The organism is Chlorobaculum tepidum TLS, assembly GCF_000006985.1.
Lineage (GTDB): Bacteria > Bacteroidota > Chlorobiia > Chlorobiales > Chlorobiaceae > Chlorobaculum > Chlorobaculum tepidum.
On record NC_002932.3, the window covers coordinates 858,851 to 880,213 of the forward strand.

Annotated in this window: 19 protein-coding genes and 2 pseudogenes; 13 read left to right on the forward strand and 8 right to left on the reverse strand. The window is 59.0% G+C overall.

Translation table 11 applies throughout. From position 1 onward, the window contains the following. Positions 1-13 precede the first annotated feature (13 nt). The 4 genes from AYT24_RS04180 to AYT24_RS04195 are packed head-to-tail and all read left to right on the forward strand — an operon-like array spanning position 14 to position 6,808. Complete coding sequence (locus AYT24_RS04180) at positions 14-2,023, forward strand: site-specific DNA-methyltransferase (RefSeq protein WP_010932588.1); 2,010 nt, start codon at positions 14-16, stop codon at positions 2,021-2,023. Then, positions 2,020-3,228, forward strand: coding sequence for an AAA family ATPase (locus AYT24_RS04185; RefSeq protein ID WP_010932589.1), 1,209 nt, complete (start codon positions 2,020-2,022; stop codon positions 3,226-3,228). The genes AYT24_RS04180 and AYT24_RS04185 overlap by 4 nt, the downstream gene beginning before the upstream one ends. Beyond that, positions 3,225-3,836, forward strand: a complete 612-nt coding sequence (locus tag AYT24_RS04190; protein ID WP_226986868.1) for a DUF4276 family protein — start codon at positions 3,225-3,227, stop codon at positions 3,834-3,836. The genes AYT24_RS04185 and AYT24_RS04190 overlap by 4 nt, the downstream gene beginning before the upstream one ends. After that, positions 3,833-6,808: a type III restriction-modification system endonuclease gene (locus AYT24_RS04195; RefSeq protein ID WP_010932591.1), complete on the forward strand. Its 2,976-nt coding sequence runs from the start codon at positions 3,833-3,835 to the stop codon at positions 6,806-6,808. Before AYT24_RS04190 ends, AYT24_RS04195 begins: the two co-directional genes overlap by 4 nt. Positions 6,809-7,016: 208 nt before the next feature. Here the strand turns inward: AYT24_RS04195 and AYT24_RS04200 are convergent, their stop codons facing one another. Both AYT24_RS04200 and AYT24_RS04205 read right to left on the reverse strand, forming a co-directional pair. Then, entirely contained in the window at positions 7,017-7,979 is a 963-nt protein-coding gene (locus tag AYT24_RS04200) for a hypothetical protein (protein ID WP_010932592.1), read from the reverse strand. A gap of 37 nt (positions 7,980-8,016) precedes the next feature. Beyond that, positions 8,017-8,307: a helix-turn-helix domain-containing protein gene (locus AYT24_RS04205; protein ID WP_226986869.1), complete on the reverse strand. Its 291-nt coding sequence runs from the start codon at positions 8,305-8,307 to the stop codon at positions 8,017-8,019. A 362-nt stretch (positions 8,308-8,669) separates the two neighbouring features. Here AYT24_RS04205 and AYT24_RS04210 point away from each other — a divergent pair, with 362 nt between their 5' ends. From AYT24_RS04210 to AYT24_RS04250, 9 genes and pseudogenes are all read left to right on the forward strand, one after another. Continuing rightward, positions 8,670-9,062, forward strand: coding sequence for a DoxX-like family protein (locus tag AYT24_RS04210; RefSeq protein ID WP_164926952.1), 393 nt, complete (start codon positions 8,670-8,672; stop codon positions 9,060-9,062). Positions 9,063-9,076: 14 nt separating this feature from the next. After that, positions 9,077-10,369, forward strand: a complete 1,293-nt coding sequence (locus AYT24_RS04215; protein ID WP_010932597.1) for a hypothetical protein — start codon at positions 9,077-9,079, stop codon at positions 10,367-10,369. Positions 10,370-10,376: 7 nt separating this feature from the next. Continuing rightward, positions 10,377-11,663, forward strand: a complete 1,287-nt coding sequence (locus tag AYT24_RS04220; protein ID WP_164926953.1) for a pentapeptide repeat-containing protein — start codon at positions 10,377-10,379, stop codon at positions 11,661-11,663. Positions 11,664-11,690: 27 nt separating this feature from the next. Next, on the forward strand, positions 11,691-12,557 hold the full coding sequence (locus AYT24_RS04225) for a glycosyltransferase (protein WP_010932599.1): 867 nt from the start codon (positions 11,691-11,693) through the stop codon (positions 12,555-12,557). Positions 12,558-12,603: 46 nt separating this feature from the next. After that, a complete protein-coding gene (locus tag AYT24_RS04230; protein WP_010932600.1) occupies positions 12,604-13,362 on the forward strand; it encodes an SDR family NAD(P)-dependent oxidoreductase in 759 nt (252 codons plus the stop codon). A gap of 279 nt (positions 13,363-13,641) precedes the next feature. Further along, positions 13,642-14,235 (forward strand): annotated as a pseudogene (locus tag AYT24_RS04235) (cation transporting ATPase C-terminal domain-containing protein); the annotation flags it as partial. A gap of 97 nt (positions 14,236-14,332) precedes the next feature. Then, complete coding sequence (locus tag AYT24_RS04240) at positions 14,333-15,820, forward strand: amino acid permease (RefSeq protein ID WP_010932603.1); 1,488 nt, start codon at positions 14,333-14,335, stop codon at positions 15,818-15,820. Positions 15,821-16,011: 191 nt separating this feature from the next. Continuing rightward, complete coding sequence (locus AYT24_RS04245) at positions 16,012-16,248, forward strand: hypothetical protein (RefSeq protein ID WP_164926954.1); 237 nt, start codon at positions 16,012-16,014, stop codon at positions 16,246-16,248. A 163-nt stretch (positions 16,249-16,411) separates the two neighbouring features. After that, entirely contained in the window at positions 16,412-16,777 is a 366-nt protein-coding gene (locus AYT24_RS04250) for a hypothetical protein (protein WP_164926955.1), read from the forward strand. Positions 16,778-16,795: 18 nt separating this feature from the next. On the opposite strand, the gene AYT24_RS04255 is transcribed toward AYT24_RS04250, so the two are convergent. The 6 genes and pseudogenes from AYT24_RS04255 to AYT24_RS04280 all read right to left on the reverse strand — a co-directional run bounded on the left by AYT24_RS04255 (position 16,796) and on the right by AYT24_RS04280 (position 21,057). Then, positions 16,796-16,939: a hypothetical protein gene (locus AYT24_RS04255; RefSeq protein WP_164926956.1), complete on the reverse strand. Its 144-nt coding sequence runs from the start codon at positions 16,937-16,939 to the stop codon at positions 16,796-16,798. Between the two features lie 100 nt (positions 16,940-17,039). Next, positions 17,040-17,540 (reverse strand): annotated as a pseudogene (locus AYT24_RS04260) (carboxyl transferase domain-containing protein); the annotation flags it as partial. A gap of 263 nt (positions 17,541-17,803) precedes the next feature. After that, positions 17,804-18,397, reverse strand: a complete 594-nt coding sequence (locus tag AYT24_RS04265) for an AAA family ATPase (RefSeq protein ID WP_010932608.1) — start codon at positions 18,395-18,397, stop codon at positions 17,804-17,806. 3 nt (positions 18,398-18,400) lie between these two features. Continuing rightward, complete coding sequence (locus tag AYT24_RS04270) at positions 18,401-19,780, reverse strand: cobyrinate a,c-diamide synthase (RefSeq protein WP_010932609.1); 1,380 nt, start codon at positions 19,778-19,780, stop codon at positions 18,401-18,403. Further along, the gene (locus AYT24_RS04275; RefSeq protein WP_010932610.1) at positions 19,770-20,669 is read right to left on the reverse strand and encodes a cobalamin-binding protein; all 900 of its coding nucleotides are present in this window, start codon (positions 20,667-20,669) and stop codon (positions 19,770-19,772) included. Before AYT24_RS04275 ends, AYT24_RS04270 begins: the two co-directional genes overlap by 11 nt. Beyond that, on the reverse strand, positions 20,647-21,057 hold the full coding sequence (locus AYT24_RS04280) for an NUDIX hydrolase (RefSeq protein WP_164926957.1): 411 nt from the start codon (positions 21,055-21,057) through the stop codon (positions 20,647-20,649). Before AYT24_RS04280 ends, AYT24_RS04275 begins: the two co-directional genes overlap by 23 nt. Positions 21,058-21,363: the final 306 nt, after the last annotated feature.

Below are 21,363 nucleotides of genomic sequence, written 5' to 3' on the forward strand. Positions count from 1 at the left end.
GAACGAGGACAACATGAAACAACTGACCGCCAACGACCCCGAGACCCGAAGCCACGACCTTGTCGCCGAGAACATCGCCCGGCTCAAGGCCCTGTTCCCGGAACTGGTGACCGAAGGCCCGGACGGCGCCGCCGTGAACATGGACGTGCTCAAGCAATTGGTGGGTGACAAAACCGTCACCGACTGTGATGAGAAGTACGGCCTCAACTGGCACGGCAAGCGCCGCGCCCGGCAGCTCGCGCTCACGCCCTCCACCGGCACGCTGCGCCCCTGCCCTGAAGACAGCGTGGACTGGGACACCACGCAGAACCTGATGATCGAGGGCGACAACCTGGAGGTGCTGAAGCTGCTGCAAAAGAGCTACGCGGGGAAGATAAAGCTCATCTACATCGACCCGCCGTACAACACGGGCAAGGACTTCGTCTATCCCGACGACTTCAAGGACAACATCAGGAACTATCTGGAGCTGACCGGGCAGGTCGAAGGCGGGCGGAAGATCAGCAGCAACACCGAAGCCAGCGGGCGGTTTCACACGGACTGGCTGAACATGATGTATCCGAGGTTGAAGATTGCTCGTCAACTCCTTTCGCCCACTGGTGTGATCGCTGTACATATTGACGAACACGAGTTAGAAGCCCTTGTGATAGTACTCCGCGATTTGTTTGGCGAAGAAAATGAACTCGGAGTTACGATATGGGATAAACGCAATCCGAAGGGTGATTCGCGAGGAATCGCCTACCAACATGAATCACTTGTGCTCTTTGCGCGAGATGCAGAGGAATTGTTTGCACGTTCGCCAGTTCGTCGGGCGAAACGCAACGCCGAGCGGATGCTAAACGCAGCATCGCGATTTGTTACGGAATGCGGAAGCATCGCCGAAGCAAGAGCAGCTTATCGTAGTTGGGTCAAATCTCAGTCCACACTCTCTGGCGGTGAGTCGATGTACGACAAACTGAGCGAGACAGGACGTGTCTATAGGTTGGTATCGATGGCCTGGCCAAACAAGAAGCGTGCGCCCGCTGACTATTTCGTGCCCCTGAAGCACCCTATCACTGGCAAGGATTGCCCCATCCCAGAGCGGGGTTGGCGCAATCCTCCTGCAACAATGAAAAAACTTTTGGAAGATGGGCTTATCGAGTTCGGTCCAGACGAGATTATGCAGCCACAGAGAATCTATTTTTTAGACGAGAACATGTATGAAAATGTCCCATCGATCGTGCCATTCGGTGGGTCAGACGACGAACTCTTGAAGGAGCTTTCTGTCCCTTTTGAGCAGCCGAAGCCTGTCGACTTTTCCGTGCAAGTCATTAGTTGGTGTAGTTCTAAAGATGAGATTGTAATGGACTTCTTCGCCGGTTCCGGCACCACCGGCCACGCGGTCATGGCGCAGAACGCCGCCGACGGCGGCAATCGCCGCTACATCCTCGTCCAGCTTCCCGAACCGCTCGACCCGGAGAACAAGGACCAGAAAGTCGCCGCCGAGTTCTGCGACAAGCTCGGCAAACCCCGCACCATCGCCGAGCTGACCAAGGAACGCCTGCGTCGCGCTGCGAAGAAAATCAAGGAAGAGAATCCGCTCTTCGCCGGTGATCTCGGCTTCCGTGTCTTCAAGCTCGACTCCAGCAACATCCGCGCGTGGGAGCCGGACCGTGACAATCTGGACCAGACGCTGTTCGACCATGTGGAGCACCTGAAGGAAGGTCGCACCGAGCAGGACATCCTTTACGAGCTGCTGCTCAAACTCGGCCTCGACCTGTGCGTGCCGATCGAGACCCGCACCATCGCCGGCAAGGCTGTGCACAGCATCGGTGGCGGCGTGCTGCTGGCCTGCCTCGCCACGCGGATCACTCGCGAGGAGGTGGAGCCGCTGGCGCAGGGTATCGTCGCCTGGCATCAGGCCCTCGCCCCGGCCGGCGACACTACCTGCGTTTTCCGAGACAGCGCCTTCGCCGACGACGTGGCCAAGACCAACCTCGCGGCCATCCTCGAGCAACACGGCATCGCCAACGTAAGGAGTTTATGATGAATCAATTCTTTGAACCTCCGCGTGTAGAGGCTCTGCATGTGCAGAATTACCGCGCCCTGCAAAACGTGCGCCTGGATTCCATCACGCCGCTGACCGTGTTGCTCGGCCCCAACGGCAGCGGCAAGTCCACGCTCGTCGACGTGTTCGCCTTTCTCTCCGAATGTTTCGGTGAAGGACTGCGCAAGGCGTGGGACCGGCGGGGACGCTTCCGGGAACTCCGGAGTCGGGATTCGGTTGGCCCCATCGTCATCGAGCTGCAATACCGGGAAAAGCCTGGCACGCCGCTGATCACCTATCACCTGGAAATCGACGAAAAAGATCGGGGACCGGTGGTTAAACGTGAGTTTTTACGCTGGAAGCGGACCCATCCGGGGGCCCCCTTTTACTTTCTCGATTATCGCGAAGGAGTAGGCAGGGTCATTACCGGGGAACAGCCGGAATCGCAGGACAAACGTATTGAAAAACCTCTTTCCGGACCGGATGTGCTGGCGGTCAATACCTTGGGGCAGCTCGCGGAGAACCCGCGGGTGATCGCCCTGCGCGCCTTTATCACCAGCTGGCATCTTTCGTACCTCTCCGCCGATGCGGCACGGGGCAACCCGGAGGCGGGGGCGGAAGAACGGTTGTCCCAGACGGGCGACAACCTGGCCAACGTCATTCAATACCTGGGCGAGGAACATCCGGAACGCTTGAACAAGATTTTTGAAACCTTGAAACGACGTGTCCCGCGCATCGAGAAGGTGACCTCACGCCCGCTGGACGACGGCCGCCTGCTGCTTCAGGTCAAGGACGCACCCTTTTCTTCCCCGGTGCTGGCGCGCTTCGCCTCGGACGGAACACTGAAGATGCTGGCCTACCTGATCCTGCTCTACGATCCGGAACCACCGCAGCTCATTGGCATCGAAGAGCCGGAAAACTACCTCCACCCCCGGCTTCTGCCGGAACTGGCGGAAGAGTGCGACATGGCTTCGGAGCGCACCCAGCTCATCGTGACCACCCACTCCCCCTTCTTTATTGATCGGCTGCGTCCGGAACAGGTGCGGGTGCTCTATCGAGGCGCCGACGGTTACACCCGCGCGAAGCGGGTGGCGGATATGCGCGGCATCGGGGAATTTCTTGAGGCGGGGGCATCCTTGGGGGATCTGTGGATGGAGGGACATTTCGACGTGGGCGACCCCCTGGCTGGGGAGGAAGGGGCATGAGCCGACTGGAAGTGCTGGTGGAGGAGCCATCCATGGAAGAGGCTTTGCGGCACCTGCTGCCGAAGATCATCGGGAATCGCGCCGGGTGGAAGGTGATCAACATGGGAAGCAAGGGGCGGCTCATGAAAGAGCTCCCTAACCGGCTCCGCGGCTACAAACAGCGGATGGATAAAGGCGAGAAGATCAAGATCATCGTCTTGATCGATCGGGACAATGACAACTGTCACGACCTGAAACGGCAACTTGAAGACATGGCTCGCAAAGCTGGATTGCAGACAAAAACGGCTGCGGGAACGGGTGGTGCTGCTTTCCAGGTGGTCAATCGCATCGCCATCGAGGAGCTGGAGGCTTGGTTCATGGGCGATACCGCGGCATTGCAATGCGCTTTTACATCGTTACGTGGTGTTCGCTTTCCTAACTCATTCAACAATCCCGACAATGACGGCACCTGGGAACGGCTGCACCATTTCCTCAAACAAAACGGTATCTACCGTAAAAGCTACCCCAAGATCGACGCGGCCCGCACTATTGCCAAACACATGGACCCTGGCCGCAATCGCTCGCGCAGTTTTCAATACTTTGTGCAAGGCGTGGAGGCCTGCCTATGAAACTCCACTTCGAACCCAACCTCGACTACCAGCTCCAGGCCATCGAGGCGGTCTGCGACCTGTTCCGCGGGCAGGAGATCTGCCGCACCGAGTTTACCGTCACGCGGCAGACGAGCCTGGCGTTTGCCAAGAGCGACCCGGGCGTCGGAGACCTTGGCGTCGGCAACCGTCTGACGCTGCTCGACGACGAGATTCTCGCCAACCTCCGCGACGTTCAGATCCGCAACGGCCTTGCGCCGTCGGAGACCCTGGCCTCGGGCGACTTCACCGTGGAAATGGAGACCGGCACCGGCAAGACCTACGTCTACCTGCGCACGATCTTCGAGCTGAACAAGCGCTACGGCTTCACCAAGTTCGTTATCGTGGTGCCGTCCGTGGCCATCAAGGAGGGTGTGTACAAGTCGCTCCAGATCACCGAGGAGCACTTCAAGAGCCTGTACGCGGGCGTGCCTTTCGACTACTTCCTGTACGATTCGGCAAAGCTCGGCCAGGTGCGTAGCTTTGCCACCGGAGCCAACATTCAGATCATGGTGGTCACCGTCGGGGCCATCAACAAGAAGGATGTCAACAACCTCTACAAGGACAGCGAGAAGACCGGCGGCGAGAAGCCCATCGACCTGATTAGGGCCACCCGTCCCATCGTCATCGTGGACGAGCCGCAAAGCGTGGACGGCGGCCTCCAGGGCCAGGGCAAGGCCGCGCTCGACGCGATGAACCCGCTCTGCACGCTGCGCTACTCGGCCACCCACGTGGACAAGCACCACATGGTTTACCGGCTGGACGCGGTGGATGCCTACGAGAAGCGGCTGGTCAAGCAGATCGAGGTGGCCTCGGCCACGGTGGAGGACGCGCACAACAAGCCCTACGTGCGGCTGGTTTCGGTGAGCAACAAAAAGGGCACGATCAGCGCGCGGGTCGAGCTGGACATGCAGACCGCGGGCGGCAAGGTGCGGCGGCAGGAAGTCACCGTGCAGGACGGCGACAACCTGGAGCAGACCACCGGTCGGGCGATGTACGCCAACTGCCGCATCGGCGAGATCCGCGTGGCCAAGGGCGACGAGTACCTGGAGCTGCGCGTGCCCGGCGGCGAGCTGTACCTGAAGCCGGGGCAGGCTTGGGGCGATGTGGATGCGCTGGCTGTGCAGCGCGAGATGATCCGCCGCACCATCCGCGAGCATCTCGACAAGGAGAAGCGCCTGCGGCCGCAGGGCATCAAGGTGCTGTCGCTCTTCTTCATTGACGAGGTAGCGAAGTACCGGTCGTACGACGTCGACGGCAACCCGGTGAAGGGCGACTACGCGCGCATCTTCGAGGAGGAGTACCGGCGCGCGGCGAACCTGCCCGGCTACCGCACGCTCTTTCAGGAAGTGGACCTCACGCGCGCCGCCGAGGAGGTGCATAACGGCTACTTCTCCATCGACAAGAAGGGCGGCTGGACCGACACCGCCGAAAACAACGCGAGCAATCGCGAGAACGCCGAGCGCGCCTACAACCTGATCATGAAGGAGAAAGAGAAGCTGCTCAGCCTCGACACACCGCTCAAGTTTATCTTCTCCCACTCCGCGCTCAAGGAAGGCTGGGATAACCCCAACGTCTTCCAGATCTGCACGCTGCGAGACATCCAGACCGAACGCGAGCGGCGCCAGACGATTGGCCGCGGCCTGCGCCTGTGCGTCAACCAGCAGGGCGAGCGCGTCCGCGGCTTCGAGGTCAACACGCTCACCGTGGTAGCGATGGAGAGTTACGAGCAGTTCGCCGAGAACCTGCAGAAGGAGATCGAAGAGGACACCGGCATCCGCTTCGGTGTCGTCGAGCAGCACCAATTCGCCGGCATACCGGTTAGCCAGCCCGACGGCAGCACGGTGCCGCTTGGCGTGGAGCAGTCCAGGGCGCTATGGGAACACCTCAAGACCGCGGGGTACATCGACGACAAGGGCAAGGTTCAGGATTCGCTCAAGCAGGCGCTGAAGGACGACACGTTGGTGGTGCCCGAGCCCTTTGCCGCGCAACGCGACCAGATCGTGGCCGGGCTCAAGAAGCTCGCCGGGCGGCTGGAGATCAGGAACGCCGACGAGCGCCGCCAGGTGCGCACCCGCCAGGCGGTGCTGCACAGCCCCGAGTTCAAGGCGCTGTGGGAGCGCATCAAGTACAAGAGCACGTATCGGGTGCACTTTGACAACAAGAAGCTGATCAAGCGCTGTATCCGCGCGGTGCAGGAGGCACCCGCGATCCCGAAAACGCGCCTGCAATGGCGCAAGGCCGACATTGCCATCGGCAAGGCGGGCGTGGAGGCGACCGAGCGGGAAGGCGCGGCGACGGTGGTCATCGACGAAGCCGACATCGAACTGCCCGACTTGCTTACGGAGCTGCAGGACCGAACGCAGCTCACGCGCCGCAGCATCCAGCGCATCCTGAGCGGCAGCGGGCGCCTCAAGGACTTTAAGCGCAACCCGCAGGCCTTCATCGAGCTGACCGCCGAAGCCATCAACCGGTGCAAGCGGCTGGCGGTGGTGGACGGCATCAAGTACCAGCGCCTGGGCAACGAGCACTACTACGCGCAGGAGCTGTTCGAACAGGAGGAGCTGACCGGCTACCTCAGGAACCTGCTCGACGCCAACAAGGGCGTTTACGAGCAGATCGTCTACGACTCGGACACGGAGCGAACCTTTGGCGACCAGCTTGAAAAGAACGACGCCATCAAGGTGTACGCGAAGCTTCCGGGCTGGTTCACCGTGCCGACGCCGCTCGGCAGCTACAACCCGGACTGGGCGGTGCTGGTGGAGAAGGACGGGGCGGAGCGGCTGTACTTCGTGGTCGAGACGAAGAGCGGTTTGTTCGCCGAAGATCTGCGGGAGAAGGAGCGGGCCAAGATCGAGTGCGGGAAGGCGCACTTCAAAGCTTTGGAAGTGGGAGAGGCGCCGGCGCGATTCGTCATGGCGCGGACGGTGGATGAGGTGCTGGCGGATCCATGATGTCCAAGAGCGCAGCGCGGGGGTGCCTGGCAACCGGGCAATTTCTCTCACCAGATTAATCCTGGCGTGCGACTCTGACGGGCTCAGGCTTGTGGCGCATGGTTATCACCTTCTGTTTGACGTCGCGCCACCCCGAACCAGGTGCCGGCAAAGGCCCGCCGATGCGCACCCAGAAATCCGGGTGCACATCGGCTGCTGCGCGTTCATTTCAGTCGGCAACGACGAGTCGGCGCGTCAGGTAAAACGGCTCCACCGGGCCGACCACCGCCGCCGCACCCACCGGCCCGGCGGCGGCAAGGAAGCGAGGGTCGAGGTGCGAATTTTCATGGTCCCATACCGACTCCCACACGCCGTGCATGATGTAGGCGCGCAGTCCGCCATCGGCATGCGCATTGCGCAAGATTTCGGTTGACAGCGCTTTGCGGTAGTAGCGGTTGTCCCGGGCACCGGGCAAGCCGACCCCGGAGGGCTCATCCTGGGGCTCAAAGGTGTCCTGTGCGACCTGCAGCAATATGGCAACCTGGGGCTCCCACGCGGCGTGCTTGTCTTCGGGGACCATCACATGATTTTCGACCGTCACCGTTTCGCGCTCAGGAAGCTCGACTGGGCGACGCAGAAAACTGCGGATTTCCTCCGCGCCGCGGTAAATTGCATGGCGATCACCCGCGACGACGCTCTGCAGCACAGCACGATAGGCCAGCAATTCCGGGCCGTCACCACCACGAGGCGCCATGGCATGCAGCAACGGGTGGATGTGCGTTTCGAACAAGGCTTCAAAGCCTGCGGCCCGCGCCGCGCGCCCATCGGCAAAGCGGACGAACAGGTTATAAAAGTACGGTTGTGTTCCTGCGGCAACGCCGTCGAGATAGGCTGTCGCCAGCACGCCCTTGTACGTCTCCGGGTAGTTCTTCACCATCGTCGAATCGCCACTCATCTGCTTGAGTGCCAGACTGAGGAAACCCGGCAGGACGCGCAGTTTGGCGGATACGGTGTCGATTGCCGCGAGAAAGGCGTCGTGATGGGCTGGGACGACGCGCATTTCCGCATACAAGGTCAATGCTTGATTGACGTCACGGATGGTATCCAAGGCCGCGTCCGTCCAAGGATTGAAGGCAGCGTTTCCTGGTTGGATTTGCATCGGTGAAGCCTGGGATTGTGAGAGTCCGGTCATGTTGAGCTCCTGAAAGGGTGGTAAGAGTGGAGAAGAATCAATAGAGGCGTCTCAAGAGATGTCTATAGTGTAGGGTACGACATATGGCAAACTTTTCAAACAGATTGTCACCCGACGCGAGAAGCAGGTCGAGCTCGTCCTGCCGGTCGAGCAGCTCCAGCGCTTTTGTCCATGCGCCGATGCTCACGCCCGGATCGCCGGACTCCATTTTGCCCAGCGTCGGGCGGCTGAGGCCGAGCCGGTCGGCGAAACGTTGCTGCATTTCGTGGCGGGCGATTCTGGCCTGTCGCAATCGTTCGCCAAGGCCTTTCAGTTTGTCGTCTTGCACAGTGGATCTTTTTTAGTGCCCTATATGCTCCTTTGAGCAACGTATATTTGTCATTAATGATACGTTGTTGCCGATGGTGACTTGTGCAATGGCGCCCGATGGCGGTATCGATCCTGATGGGCATGTCATCCGGTTTTTTGCAATGAAAATGGTTCAGGCGTGTTGGTCGTTGGTCTGGTTTTGCGGCTGATTCAGGATGGGCTGATGTTTAGTGCTGTCTTCCGAATCACTTATCGCCGTTTGCCTCGCATACCCAATCCTCCTTCGCCCCGCACTTTCAACACGCCTTTAACGCTGGGTGTGGCTGTATTTGTCCGGCAACTGTTATCTTCCAAAAAGAAATGCCTGAACCCTTTACCCTTATGAGTCTGTTCGCTCGTCAGTCTCCGGCGCTGATTGCCAGCCGGATTGCGCTTGCTTTTGTGTGGGTCTATCAGGGTGCGGTGCCGAAGCTGGTGTGCCCGAGCCCGGTTGAGCTGGGACTGCTTTCGTATCTGGGGCCGCTGTACGGTTTTATGTTCTCGGTTATGGGCTACGGCGAGATAGCGTTCGGACTGCTGCTGCTTTTGACTCCCTGGCGCTGGCCGTTTTTGCTGAACATTGCTGCCATGCTGAGCCTGCTGGGCTTTGTTTCACTTTATGAACCGCGCCTGCTGGCAGAAGCATTCAATCCGGTGTCGCTCAATGCGGCGGTGATCGCTCTCTCCCTTACGGCATACTGGGAAATGGGCAAGGTTTCGGCAAGCAATCAATAAAATCACAACGATCCATGACTCCTGTTACGTCAAAGAACACGCTTCGAGGAATATCCAGAACCTTTCTTGTCGTCTCGTTCACCATCATTGCCATTGCCGCGACGGTTGGCGGTCTCGGCGTTCTTGCCGACAATGCCTTTCTGCTCAAGCTCCATCCATACATTTTTTTTGTCGGATTCGGAAACCTGGCCATTCTGCTGTTTAACCGTTACCTGACCTCGTCGATCTACCCTGAACTGCGGATCGATCCGGCACGTCAGCGCCTGTTCATCGGCCTGGTGGTACTGGCGCTTGTCATGGTTACGATTGCGGTGGCGGTGGGCCTGCCGCTTCTCAAGGCGGCGGCGGGGCTGATGCTGATGGGGGTGGTTGCCGTGCCGCTCTACGAGCTTCTCACCACGCTTTCAGTGGCGAAAATCTGGAGAGAGGTGTCGGTGCGCTACTATATTTTCGACGTGGTGTTCTTGCTCAATGCCAACCTTGGCCTCTTTACGCTTGGTCTCAAGGAGGCCTTTCCCGACAACGGCATTATTCCGTTTTTCGTGACACAGTCGGCCTACTTCCTCGGCTCCTCGTTCCCGCTCAGCATCAGCGTCATGGGATTTCTCTACGCCTACGCATGGCGCCGGACGGACAAGATGGAGCTGGCCAGAAAGCTTTTCAGCCTCTGGTTCTACATCTTTGTCGGCGGCGTGCTCTTTTTCCTCGTCGTCATTCTCATGGGCAACTACCTCGGCATGATGCTCATCAGCCATCTGCTCACCTTTGGCGTCATGGCGCTGCTCTACACCTTCGGGGTGTTCCTGCGCAACTATTTCCGGAGCAACTTCGCCCATCCGGCGCTTGCGTTCATGCTCGGCGGTTTGGCGTTTCTCTTCGCTACCAGCGCTTTCGGCATTCTGAACATCTACTACGCGAAGGGCATTCTGTTCGGCAGCTATCCGCCCATCCGGGGCGACAAGATGTGGATCTACCACGCGCACACCCACTCGGCACTGCTTGGCTGGATCACGCTCTCGTTTATCGGCATGATCTACATCGTGCTGCCCTCGATCCAGAAGACGGGGAGCCTCGAACTGTTGCAAGCCGGCGATCCGCTGGGGCAGCTGCTCGGCGCGGGTACGATGAACCGCGCGTTCGTATCGCTTTCAATCATCCTCGTTGCCGGGGTGGCGATCATCGTGAGCTTCTTCAGTGGCGAGCAGCTCGTGCTTGGCATTGGTGGCATTGTGTACGCTGCGGTTGCTCTTTATCTTTTGCGAAATCTCACTCATGATCCGGTTTTCAAGACCGGTGACAAATCATAAAAATCTCATGATACTTTCTCTGTCTCGTTATTGCGGCACCGCCGCGTGCGCCGGTGTTTTGCTGTTCGGCGTAACTTCCCAAGCCATCGCTGCCGATGCCCGCCAGGAGGCTGTGGTGCAGCAGGGCAGCGTCGAGTGGAACGCCATGCGCGAGAAGAATCCCTCGATGCCCACCGATCTTTCGGGTGCGGCTCTGAAAGGACGGCGGCTGCGCAAGATCGATTTCAGCCAGACCAGCCTTGCCGGTGCCGACATGCGGCAGAGCGATTTTGGCCGATCCGAGTTTCGTGACGCCGACCTCTCCGGCGCGAAGCTCGATGGCTCCGTGCTCGCCGGAAGCCGCTTCACCGGCGCGGACATGAATCAGGCTTCGCTTGCCGGGGCTTTGTGCGCTGGTTCGGATTTCAGTGGAGCGAAGATGGCCTCGACCGTGCTGCGGCGCGCCGATTGCGGAGAAGCGAAGCTGCGCGGTACTGATCTTTCCGGAGCCGATCTCCGGGAGGCGAATCTCGAACATGCCGATCTGAGTCGGGCCGATCTGCGCGCGGCCAATCTCTGGCTGGCAAGAACCGGCGGTACGGACTTCACTGGCGCGCTGATTTCAGATGAGACCGTGCTGCCGAACGGCAAAACGGGGTCGGCGCAGTGGGCCAGCGAGCACGGGGCCATGTTCGCTCCTGTGGTGGCCGCCTCGAAGCCGGAGCCAGCCGGAGTTGCCGGAGCAGCATTGCCTCAAGCCGTTCAGTCAGCCACGCCGTCTGCATCTTCGCAGGCGGTACCCTCTGCCGCTCCGCAAAAAGCGACGACTCTTGCCAAAACCCTGAAACCCATCAGGGCATGGCGACCCGCACCATCCTCGATCAGCTACGATGCCGACCAGCTCGACCAGCTCAAGTCCAACGTCACAAAGTGGAACCGCTTGAGAACCGAAAAACCGGCGATGAACGTCAGGCTGAAGGAGGCTCCGCTCGACAACCGGGTGCTTGCCTATGCCGACCTGCACGGTGCCGATCTTGAAAAAGCCTCGCTGAAGCGTTCCGACCTCGAGAAGGCCGATCTGAAGAGCGCCAATCTCAGGGGCGCGGATCTGCGTTCGGCCAATCTTCAGCGGGCCGATCTCCGTCAGGCCGATCTGCGAGGGGCGAACCTCTGGCTCGCCAATACCGGCAGGGCGGAGTTCGAAGGTGCTATCGTTTCTTCCGAAACGGTGCTCGATACCGGTAAAAAAGCGACCCCGGCGTGGGCGCAAGAACATGCGGTGCGATTTATGGATGAATCGGAGCCGTTGAGATAATAGTGCACGAAAGGAGGTGTAACGCGTATGTCACGATCAAGCAATCCGCTGGTAACGGTCACCGTGCCGATGTACAACAACGAGCGATATATAGCCGAAACCATCCGATCGGTGCTGAACCAGACGATGGACGATTTCGAGCTGCTCATTTATGACGATCATTCAACCGACAGGTCACTTGAAATAGTCCGTTCATTCGACGATCCTCGCATTACGATTTTCAGCAGCGAGCGCAATCTTGGCCCCGAGGGCAACTGGAACCGGGCCATCAGCGATGTGCGGGGCCGGTACGTCAAACTGCTTTGCGCGGACGATCTGCTCTTTCCGGAGTGCCTGGAAAAGCAGCTTGCAGCATTCGAGCTTTCGGAAAATGAGGGAGTGAGCCTTGTTTCAGCCCAGCGAGCCATCATCGACCCTGAGGGCAAGGTGCTCATCAACAAGGTCAACTTCATTGATGGCGGCCTGAAAGCGCCTGACGAGGTGGTCAGGAAGATGGTGCGGATGGGCACCAACATCATCGGCGAGCCGGTCTGCGGCCTCTATCCTGCCAGACTGATCGCCTTGACGAGCGGCTACAGTGCACGGATTCCGTACACCATCGATCTCGATTTCTGGATGCAGCTTTTGCGGCTTGGCAAGCTCTGGATGATCGACGAGCCGCTCTGTGCTTTCCGCATCTCCAATCTCTCCTGGTCGTCGCGGATAGGGGAGATGCGCCACAAGCAGTTTCTCGCATTCATGGAGGAGGTGGCTGCCGATGAGCTGTTCCAGATCAATGATCTCGATCTGTTTATCGGGCGCTTCAACTCGGCAGTGCAGTCGATGACGAGCCTCATGGGCTTCAAGTTGTTCGCCGGATCGGCGGCGGAAAAGCGGGTGATTGCGGTGCAGTAAAAGGCTTGGCGCTCTGAACAAGGATCAACCAAAACTGTGGCATACGATGAGATTGCAGGGAAAAATTGCCCTGGTTACCGGGGCGGCGGGAGGCATCGGCAGCGCGACCGCACGCTGTTTTGCCCGCGAAGGGGCGACGGTTGTTCTGGTGGATATCGATCTGGAGGCGTGCAGCCGGGTGTGTGATGACATTGCGCAAAGCATCGGACAGGCTTCGTGCTCGGGGGTCGATCTTACCTCCGAAAAGCAGGTTGTCGAGCTGTTTACCAATATTCGCCGTGACTACGGGCGGCTCGATATCGTGGTCAACATCGCGGGCGGCGATTGCGAACCGGCGGCTTCGGTTGAGACAATTGACATGGAAATGGCGATGAAGAATCTCGACATGAACCTCAAATCGTGCATGTTGTGCTGCCGCGAGGCCGCGAAAATCATGAAACCGCAAGCGTATGGCCGGATCGTGAACATGAGTTCGCTGGTCTGGCGCGGCAGCCCGAACCAGTTCAGCTATTCGGCCTCCAAGGGCGGCATCTTCGCCTTCACCCGCTCGCTCGCCCTGGCGCTTGGCGCGTTCAACATCACGGCCAATGCCCTTGCGCCTGCGCTGGTCGAGGTCGAGGCGTTCACGCGAGCGCTCGGCCCGGAGCGCTGGCAGGCGCTCGCGAAAGCCTCCGCCGAACGTTACCCCCTCGGACGCATCGCCACGCCGGACGACGTCGCCAAAGCCGCGCTTTTCCTTGCCTCGGACGATGCCTCTTTCATCACCGGGCAGATCCTCGAAATCTCCGGCGGCGCGAGGCTTTGAGCAATTGCTGATGCATTGATGGCGCTTCCAGTGAGTTGCCGCCACCGGTGCGGGAGTTGCTGCAAGCCGGAGTGCTCTGCAATGACGCGGCGATCGGCAAGTCGCCGGAGGGGGAGTGGACGATTTCCGGTGATCCTACCGAGGGGCCCTCGTCGTCTCGGTGCGGAAGGCGGGATTCGACGAGTGCTATTTGCGGCAGCAATTTCCGAGAATCGACGAGCAGTCATTCTCCTCCGAAACGAAGCGGTTGGAAGCGTCGAGGTGTTCGCGCGGGTTTCTCTGGAGTCCAACATTGGCGAACTCGGCCTCATGGCCGGAGCGACGCTGCTGGGTATTCCGCTGCTGCTCACGGCGGTGCAGATTCTCTATGTGAACCTCGCCACCGATGGTCTTCCGGCACTTGCCCTCGCCGTCGACCCCGCCGAACCGGGCATTATGAACCGTCCGCCGAACGAGCGGAAGCAGGGTATCTTTACCCGTCCGATCATGGCCCTGATGCTTGCCGGCGGACTCTGGTCTGCGCTGGTCAACCTGGTGCTTTTCGAGTGGGCGCGCCACTCCGGGCGTTCTCTTTCGGAGGCGATGACCATGACCTTCGTCTCCCTTGTGCTCATCCAGTTTTTCAAGGCGTATAACTTCCGTTCGGAGCGGGAGCACGTTTTCAAAAACACCTTTACGAACCGCTGGTTGAACCTCGCAATCATCTGGGAGCTGGTCATGCTCGCGGCGATTATCTACGTGCCTGTGCTGACGGTGCCCTTTGGTACCTTTGCGATGCCACCGCATGACTGGCTGATCGTGATATGCGGAGCGCTGACCATCGTGCCGGTCATTGAAGGGGTTAAATGGCTGATCAGAAGTGGCAGAGTTTGAGGGAAAAGCTGGAAAAATCTCTGTATATTCAAAAGTTTTTACCTTTTCCGCTTTGCCCTTCTGGGTGCTTTTCTTTGAACCAAAAGCACATTTGCCCGTGAAAAACAGCTTCAGAAAAAAGCCGCTTTCGTTGCTGCTCGAAGAGATGAAGAGCGAGCACCGGCTCAACCGTGTTCTCGGCCCGTTGGCGCTGACCAGCCTTGGGGTTGGCGCGATCATTGGTACCGGCATTTTCGTGCTCATCGGTGTAGCCGCGCATGACAAGGCAGGTCCCGCTGTAACGCTCTCCTTTGCTCTTGCCGGGCTGGCCTGCGTTTTTGCGGCGCTCTGTTACGCCGAATTCGCCTCGATGGCCCCGGTTGCCGGTTCTGCTTATACCTATGCCTACGCCACACTTGGTGAACTTTTCGCCTGGATCATCGGCTGGGATCTCATTCTCGAATACGCCGTTGCATCGGCCACCGTGGCGCACGGATGGTCACACTACTTTCAGGATTTCATGGGCATATTTGGCCTGCACATACCGGAAATCTTTTCGCGAGCGCCTCTCGACTTCGATCCGGCAACCGGCTCGCTGGTGCTGACCGGCTCGATGTTCGACCTTCCGGCGGTCATCATCGTGCTCATTGTGACGGTGATTCTGGTCAAGGGGATTCGTGAAAGCGCCGGGTTCAACACGGCGATGGTCATCGTCAAGGTAGCTATCGTGCTGCTGGTCATTGTTCTTGGTGCGCAGTATGTCAAGCCCGAAAACTGGCAGCCTTTTGCGCCGTTCGGTTATTCAGGACTGAGCGTGTTTGGTCATACCATTCTTGGCGAAACCGGAGCGGGTGGTGCGCCTGTCGGCGTGCTGGCGGGTGCGGCCATGATTTTCTTTGCCTACATCGGTTTCGATTCGATCTCGACCCATGCCGAAGAGGCGCGCCGGCCCGAGCGTGATGTGCCGATCGGTATTATCGCCTCGCTCATCATCTGCACGATGCTCTATGTTGCGGTTGCTGCAGTGATTACCGGCATGGTGCCTTACGATCAGATCAACATTGATGCGCCAGTCTCCTACGCATTCAAGCAGGTCGGCCTCGACTGGGCGCAGTTTCTCGTCTCCCTCGGAGCCATCACAGGCATCACCTCGGTGCTGCTTGTCATGATGCTCAGTCAGCCGAGAATCTTTCTGGCTATGGCTCGCGATGGTCTTTTGCCGAATAAGTTTTTCGGCGTGGTTCACCCGAAGTTCAAAACGCCCTGGAATGCGACCATTCTCACCGGCATTTTTGTGGCCATTCTCGGCGCGTTCCTGCCGCTTCGCTTGCTGGCCGAGCTGGTCAACATCGGTACACTCTTCGCTTTCGTCGTGGTCTGCGCGGCGGTACTCATCATGCGCCGTACCAATCCCGATGCTGAACGCCCATTCAGAGCGCCGCTGGTGCCTTTCGTGCCCATTGCCGGCATTCTGACCTGCCTTCTGCTCATGTTCTCGCTGCCTGCCGAGAACTGGTGGCGGCTCATCGTCTGGCTGTTGATAGGTTTCTGCATCTACTTCTTCTACGGACGCCACCACAGCGTTCTGAACCAGCATCACGACTGAACATTCAGGTGGTTATCAGGAACGTTTCCATTATTTGGAAGCCTCCTGAACCGGCTGTCTGGATGGGTTGTCAAACGTATGCATGTTTTTTACCGCCTTTTTAGGCCACCGTCATGACTTTGCGTATATTAGCGCACTGATTTTTGCAGTATCAGGAAAACTCAAACCCTATTCACCTGGAGGAAAAAGATATGCAGACCATTTATGCTGATGGTATCGCCAACATGCTTCTCGTTGACGGCGTCGTTCGTTTTGATCTTGTCAACGTCACCTCTGTCGAGAAAGACAAGGAGCCCAATGTTCGTTCAAACGCAACGGTTGCCCTTTCGCTGCCCGCAGTGATCCGCATTCAGGACCAGCTCACCAAGATGATCGACAAAATGGTTGAGGATGGCATTCTCACCAAGAACAATCCTGCGGCCAACTAAGACCTGTTAGGGAAAATTTATAAGGGATATAAAGGGCATGGGAGAAGGCACGCAAGAGAAGATACAATGCTATGTCGAACTTTCAGTGAATGGTGTTATGAACCAATGTAGAGTTACCTATCGAACGAAGATGTCTGAGTGAGTGCATCTGTCAAAAAAAATCTTGCATCAGATAACCTCGTGTCTGACCATCCAGTCTTGTAGCCCCGGCACTCCATCCGCGCCGGGGCGTCTCTATTCCCTGCTCGAACTCTCTCAGCGCCTGACCGCTTTTGACGGCTTCGCCGGGGGTGGCCAAGATGGCCTTGACGGTTCCGGTGGTGTGGGCGGTGATGTTGATGCAGCACACCTTTTCATCCGGCAGATTGTCCGCCTGTGGTTTTGCGCGCTGGAGCCGGGCGGCGGCTCGGGTTGCCGGGACTGGATGGTGGAGACCGGCTGCGGGAACGAGGCGGGCGTACGCCCCTCCTCTCCCTCGATCACCTCGACATTCACCACATATTTTTTTCCCATCTATGGTCAAAGTTAACTGCACGACTTTGGTTCCTTATTTTTTTATGCTGAAAGTGTGGGAGGACTGGATCGACACCCTGCCCATCCGCGACCACGAACTCGGCTCCTGTTTGCCGATGAACCGGGCGCGCCGGATGCGCACGTTCTTGCCGAGGTAGGCCGCTATCGAGGCCGACATGATCATGAGCAGTTCCGGCGTGATCTCCTTGCTGTTCGGCCTCGCGTACTGTCTCTTTTATTTCCTGTTCGTTCATGCATGATTCAGGTTCGTTTCAGGTTCAGAGAGGAATCAGGCCATGCTTGTTCTGTGGCCTGAACTCCCGTTTTGAATGCAGAATGTCGAGCGACATGGCCAGGTACGCGCCGCCGTAGGCCTTGCGCATCACCACGGTGAATTTCGGCACGGTGGCCGCCGAGTAGGCGAAGAGCATTTTCGCGCCGTGGCAAATGATGCCGCCGTACTCCTGCTCGACGCCAGGCAGGAATCCGGGCACGTCCACCAGCGTCACGAGCGGAATGTTGAGGGCGTTGCAGAAGCGGATGAATCGCGCTGTCTTGTCGGAGGCGTCGATGTCGAGCTCGCCCGCCATCACCGCCGGCTGGTTAGCCACGATGTCGACTGAGCGCCCCTGGATGCGGGCGAAGCCGATCACGATGTTCCGGGCGAAGTGCTCCTGAGCCTCCATGAAGTCCGCCCGATCCACGAGCCGCGCGATCACGTCGCGTACATCGTAGCTCTGCCGCGAGTCAACCGGGATGATTGTGTTCAGGTACTTGTCGCTTCAGGTTGGCGACCGGTGATGGGAGAGGCGTTGAGCCAACACTGGTTTCAAGATGTAAAATGGGTCCCGAACATCTTTGGTCTGTGGTGAGCTGGTAGTGTTTGTCGGAAAGATGCACGAACTGCTTTTCTGAAACTGGAAGAGCTGGATGAACAGGCGGCGGGGTTCTTCATTCGAGGGCTCTGATGACAATGGTCAATTTTTCAGTCGTGTGTCATTGCGAGGAGCACAGCGACGTGCTAATCCCTTCTGCAGTGAAGTCAAGCTTTGCGGGAGTACTTGATTGCCTCTTCCTTCCCGCAGCACAACCTCCCCAGCACGAACTCGCATCTCGCTTCGACCGGCATTCTCGGCACTTCGATCAACTCGTAACCCAGCGATTCATAGACCGCGTGGATGGCGTTGTGGAGCGCGTTGGCTTCGGCGAGGGTTTGGGGGCGTTCGGCGTCGTTGACGTAGATTTCGGGCCACGGCGGAAGGATGAAGACCGTGCGTTCGTAGCGGCACCGGCGGTGAACGTCGAGCCAGCTTTCCTGGATGTCGATGCCGCGCTCGAGCAGGTAGCCGAAGATGTCGGGGATGGCGCGGTCGAAGAAGCAGCGTTCGCCAGCCTCTTCGGCGTGGTCGTGCTGGAGGAGCATCTCCGTGAAGGCGAGGCGGGCGAACGCTTCGAGGTCGTTCCAGGGCATCACGCCGTTCGGGCGGCGTGCTTCGCGGCGGATCAGCTCTCGCGAGACCTCCGGGTAGCAGCGCTGGCCGCGCGCTTCGAGCGCTTCGATAAGCGTACTTTTGCCGCTGCCCGGCCCGCCAGTGATGACGTAGCGGCGCGTCGTTGCCGTTTTGCTCGCGATCATTTTTTACCTCAACACGTCGAACCAGTTAGCAAGGTAGTCGTGCTCGCCCCAGTAGAGGTGAAGGTACGAGGCGATGGTGTTGCCGACGCGGAAAAGTTTTGTCCCGACCTGTTGGCCGCGGGCGTTGCGGATTTCGGCGATGGTGTCGATTTCGCCCTGCCGCCAGATGCGGGAGTAGTGGAATTCGTGGCCTCGCAGCTCCACGCCGTCCGCTCCCGCCGGATACACCTTGCGGTAGCCGAGCGTGAGGCGGGCTTCCTGCATGGTGGTATCGAGGTCGAGTACGCCGCACATCGGGTGGGCTGCGCCATCGGCGAGTGTGAGCGTTTTGCCGAGGTACATCAGGCCGCCGCACTCGGCCCAGGTTGCGCCTCTGTTGCGGCACCATTCGGCGATGGCTTTGCGCATCGTTTTGTTCGCCGCCAGCGCTTCGGCGTGCAGCTCCGGGTAGCCTCCAGCGAGGTAAACGAGGTCGGCCTTGGGCAGCTCGCGGTCGTGCAGCGGACTGAAAAAGCGCACTTCGCCATACCGCTTTAGCGTTTCGAGGTTGTCGTGGTAGATGAAGTTGAATGCTTCGTCCCGTGCTACGGCGATCACCTTGTCCAGCTTTTTCGTCACTGGTTGTGCTTGTTCGATTTCAGGCAGTTCGATCCGCGCCACGTCGAGCAGCCGCTCGATATTCACCGTTTTTTCGATGTGTTCGGCCATCGCGTCGATGAGCTTTTCGCGGTCGTACTCCGCCGAGGTGTTGAGGCCGAGGTGGCGCTCGCTGATCGTAATATCGCTGTTGCGCGGCAGATAGCCGAGCGGCTCGACGCCAACGTCTTTTGCGGCGGCTTCGAGGTGGCTGTAGTGCGACGCACTGCCGACGCGGTTAAAGATGACGCCCGCAACCTTCACCGAGGGGTCGAAATGCTTGAAGCCGTACAGAATCGGCGCTGCGGAGTAGGCTATCTTCGAGCCGTCGATCACCATGATGACCGGCAAGCCAAGCAGCGCGGCGATCTCGGCGCTGCTGCCGTCCGATTTTTCGGCCCCGTCGAACAGCCCCATCACCCCTTCGATCACCGAAATATCTGCCGATGCCGCGTTGCGTGCGAAGAGCGAGCGCACGTGCTCTTTCGAGGCCATGAAGGTGTCGAGGTTGAGGCCCGGTCGCGCTGTTTCTCCTGTCGAGGCGGCCATCGCGTGCAGCATCGTGTCGAGGTAGTCCGGGCCGCACTTGAAGGGCTGCACGGCCATACCGCGCCGCGCGAAGAGGCGCAACAGACCGAGGGTGATCGTTGTTTTGCCGGAGCCGCTCGACGGCGCGGCGACGAGGAACGCCCGGCTCTGTCGGGTATTGATCGTCGCGTTCCTCTTGGTCGTGGCGTTACTGTTCATTGCTCTCGATCAGCTTTTTCATTCCGGCGATGCCTTCGAGGATGCGCGGTCCGGGGCGCAGGTAGAGACGGTTGTCGAAGTTGTCATAGACCCGATTGTTGCGCACGGCGCTGATGCCCTGCCAGCCGGGGCGCTTTTTCACATTGTCGGCTGCCGGGGTCTGGTTCGCCATGTACATGCAGGCGATCAGGTCGGGATTTTGGCGGATGACCCACTCGGGCGAGACCTCGAAATATTCCTTCTCGACCGCGTCGCCAATGTTGCGGCCACCGGCAAGCGCGATCAGTTGCGATACGAAACTGTTGCTCCCGCCTGTCCAGAGAGGATCGTTCCAGATTTCAAGATAGATGCGCATTTTGTGCTGTTTCGCGTCAGCCTCTTTTCGATACTTCGCCAGCCCTTGCTCGATCACCGTCGCGAGGCTGTCCGCCTGCCGTGTGTGGCCGGTGAGCGTGCCGAGCTTGCGGAGCGCGGCGGGCAGTTCTTTGGGATCCTGACAGCGGATGTGCTCGCGGCGGATATGCATCTCTTCCATTTTTTTTGCCGTTTGATCGTCGGCCAGATCGACGTCCAGCACGAGGTCAGGATTCATCGAAGCGAGCATCTCCAGCGACGGGCGTCCGAAGGAGCCGACCACCGGTACTTTTTTGGCTTCGGCGGGCCAGTCGCACGCGCTGGTTCTGCCGACAAGCTGTGGCCCCGCACCGATGGCGTAAAGCATCTCGGTCAGGCTCGGCGCAAGGCTGACGATGCGCTGCGGCGCTTGCGATTTCGTCGGCTCTGTTTTGTCGGAAGCCTGCGGTTTCGAACACCCTGCCAGCGTTTGCAGGCAGAGGGCGAGAAGGATGAAAAGGGGAGTCAGGCGGTTACTTTTCGAGCGAACGGGCATAGTGTTGCAGGACAAGGTTATGGGTGAAAGCGATCGGCATCGAAAGTGCATCGTCGAGCGCGAACCACGCCATGTCGGCGACCTCCTCTGGTTGCGACTGCAACGCGCCCGATCCGGTTCCGGCAAACACCAGCGCCACGGCGTGGAAGTTGTGCTCCGGGAATATCTCCTCGAACCAGCCGACGAACGTTTCCGGTGCAAAGTCGAGGTTCGTCTCCTCCTTTACTTCGCGAACGACGGCATTTTCGACAGATTCGTAATCATCGATATGCCCGCCGGGAAGGCACCAATGATCCTTGAACGGATTGACGTTCCGCCTGGTGAGCAGGATGGTCGAACGCTCGCTTTCCGAGGGGTGGATGATGGCGCCGACGGTAGCTTTGGGCATGAGCAAGAGAGTTGAGGATTTGATGCACCTGCGAGAAATCACCTGCAAGATAGTGCAGGGGGTTTTTCAGGGCAAGCGGTTTTCGTGGGGGGGGGATTGGCGAAGAGTGGGTGGTGCGGGACTGTGTATTGCACTGCTGTTCGAGAAGTTTTTTCGCAATCAATTAACTTTTTGGTTTTTCGCAGAATTTCGTGAGTAAATGGTGAATATGGGTCAATCGACTGAGGCACGGCCAAAACGAATGCGCTTTGCAAAGAGTGTCCGGCCAAAGGATTAATCACATTAATGCTTTATCATATGATGAGT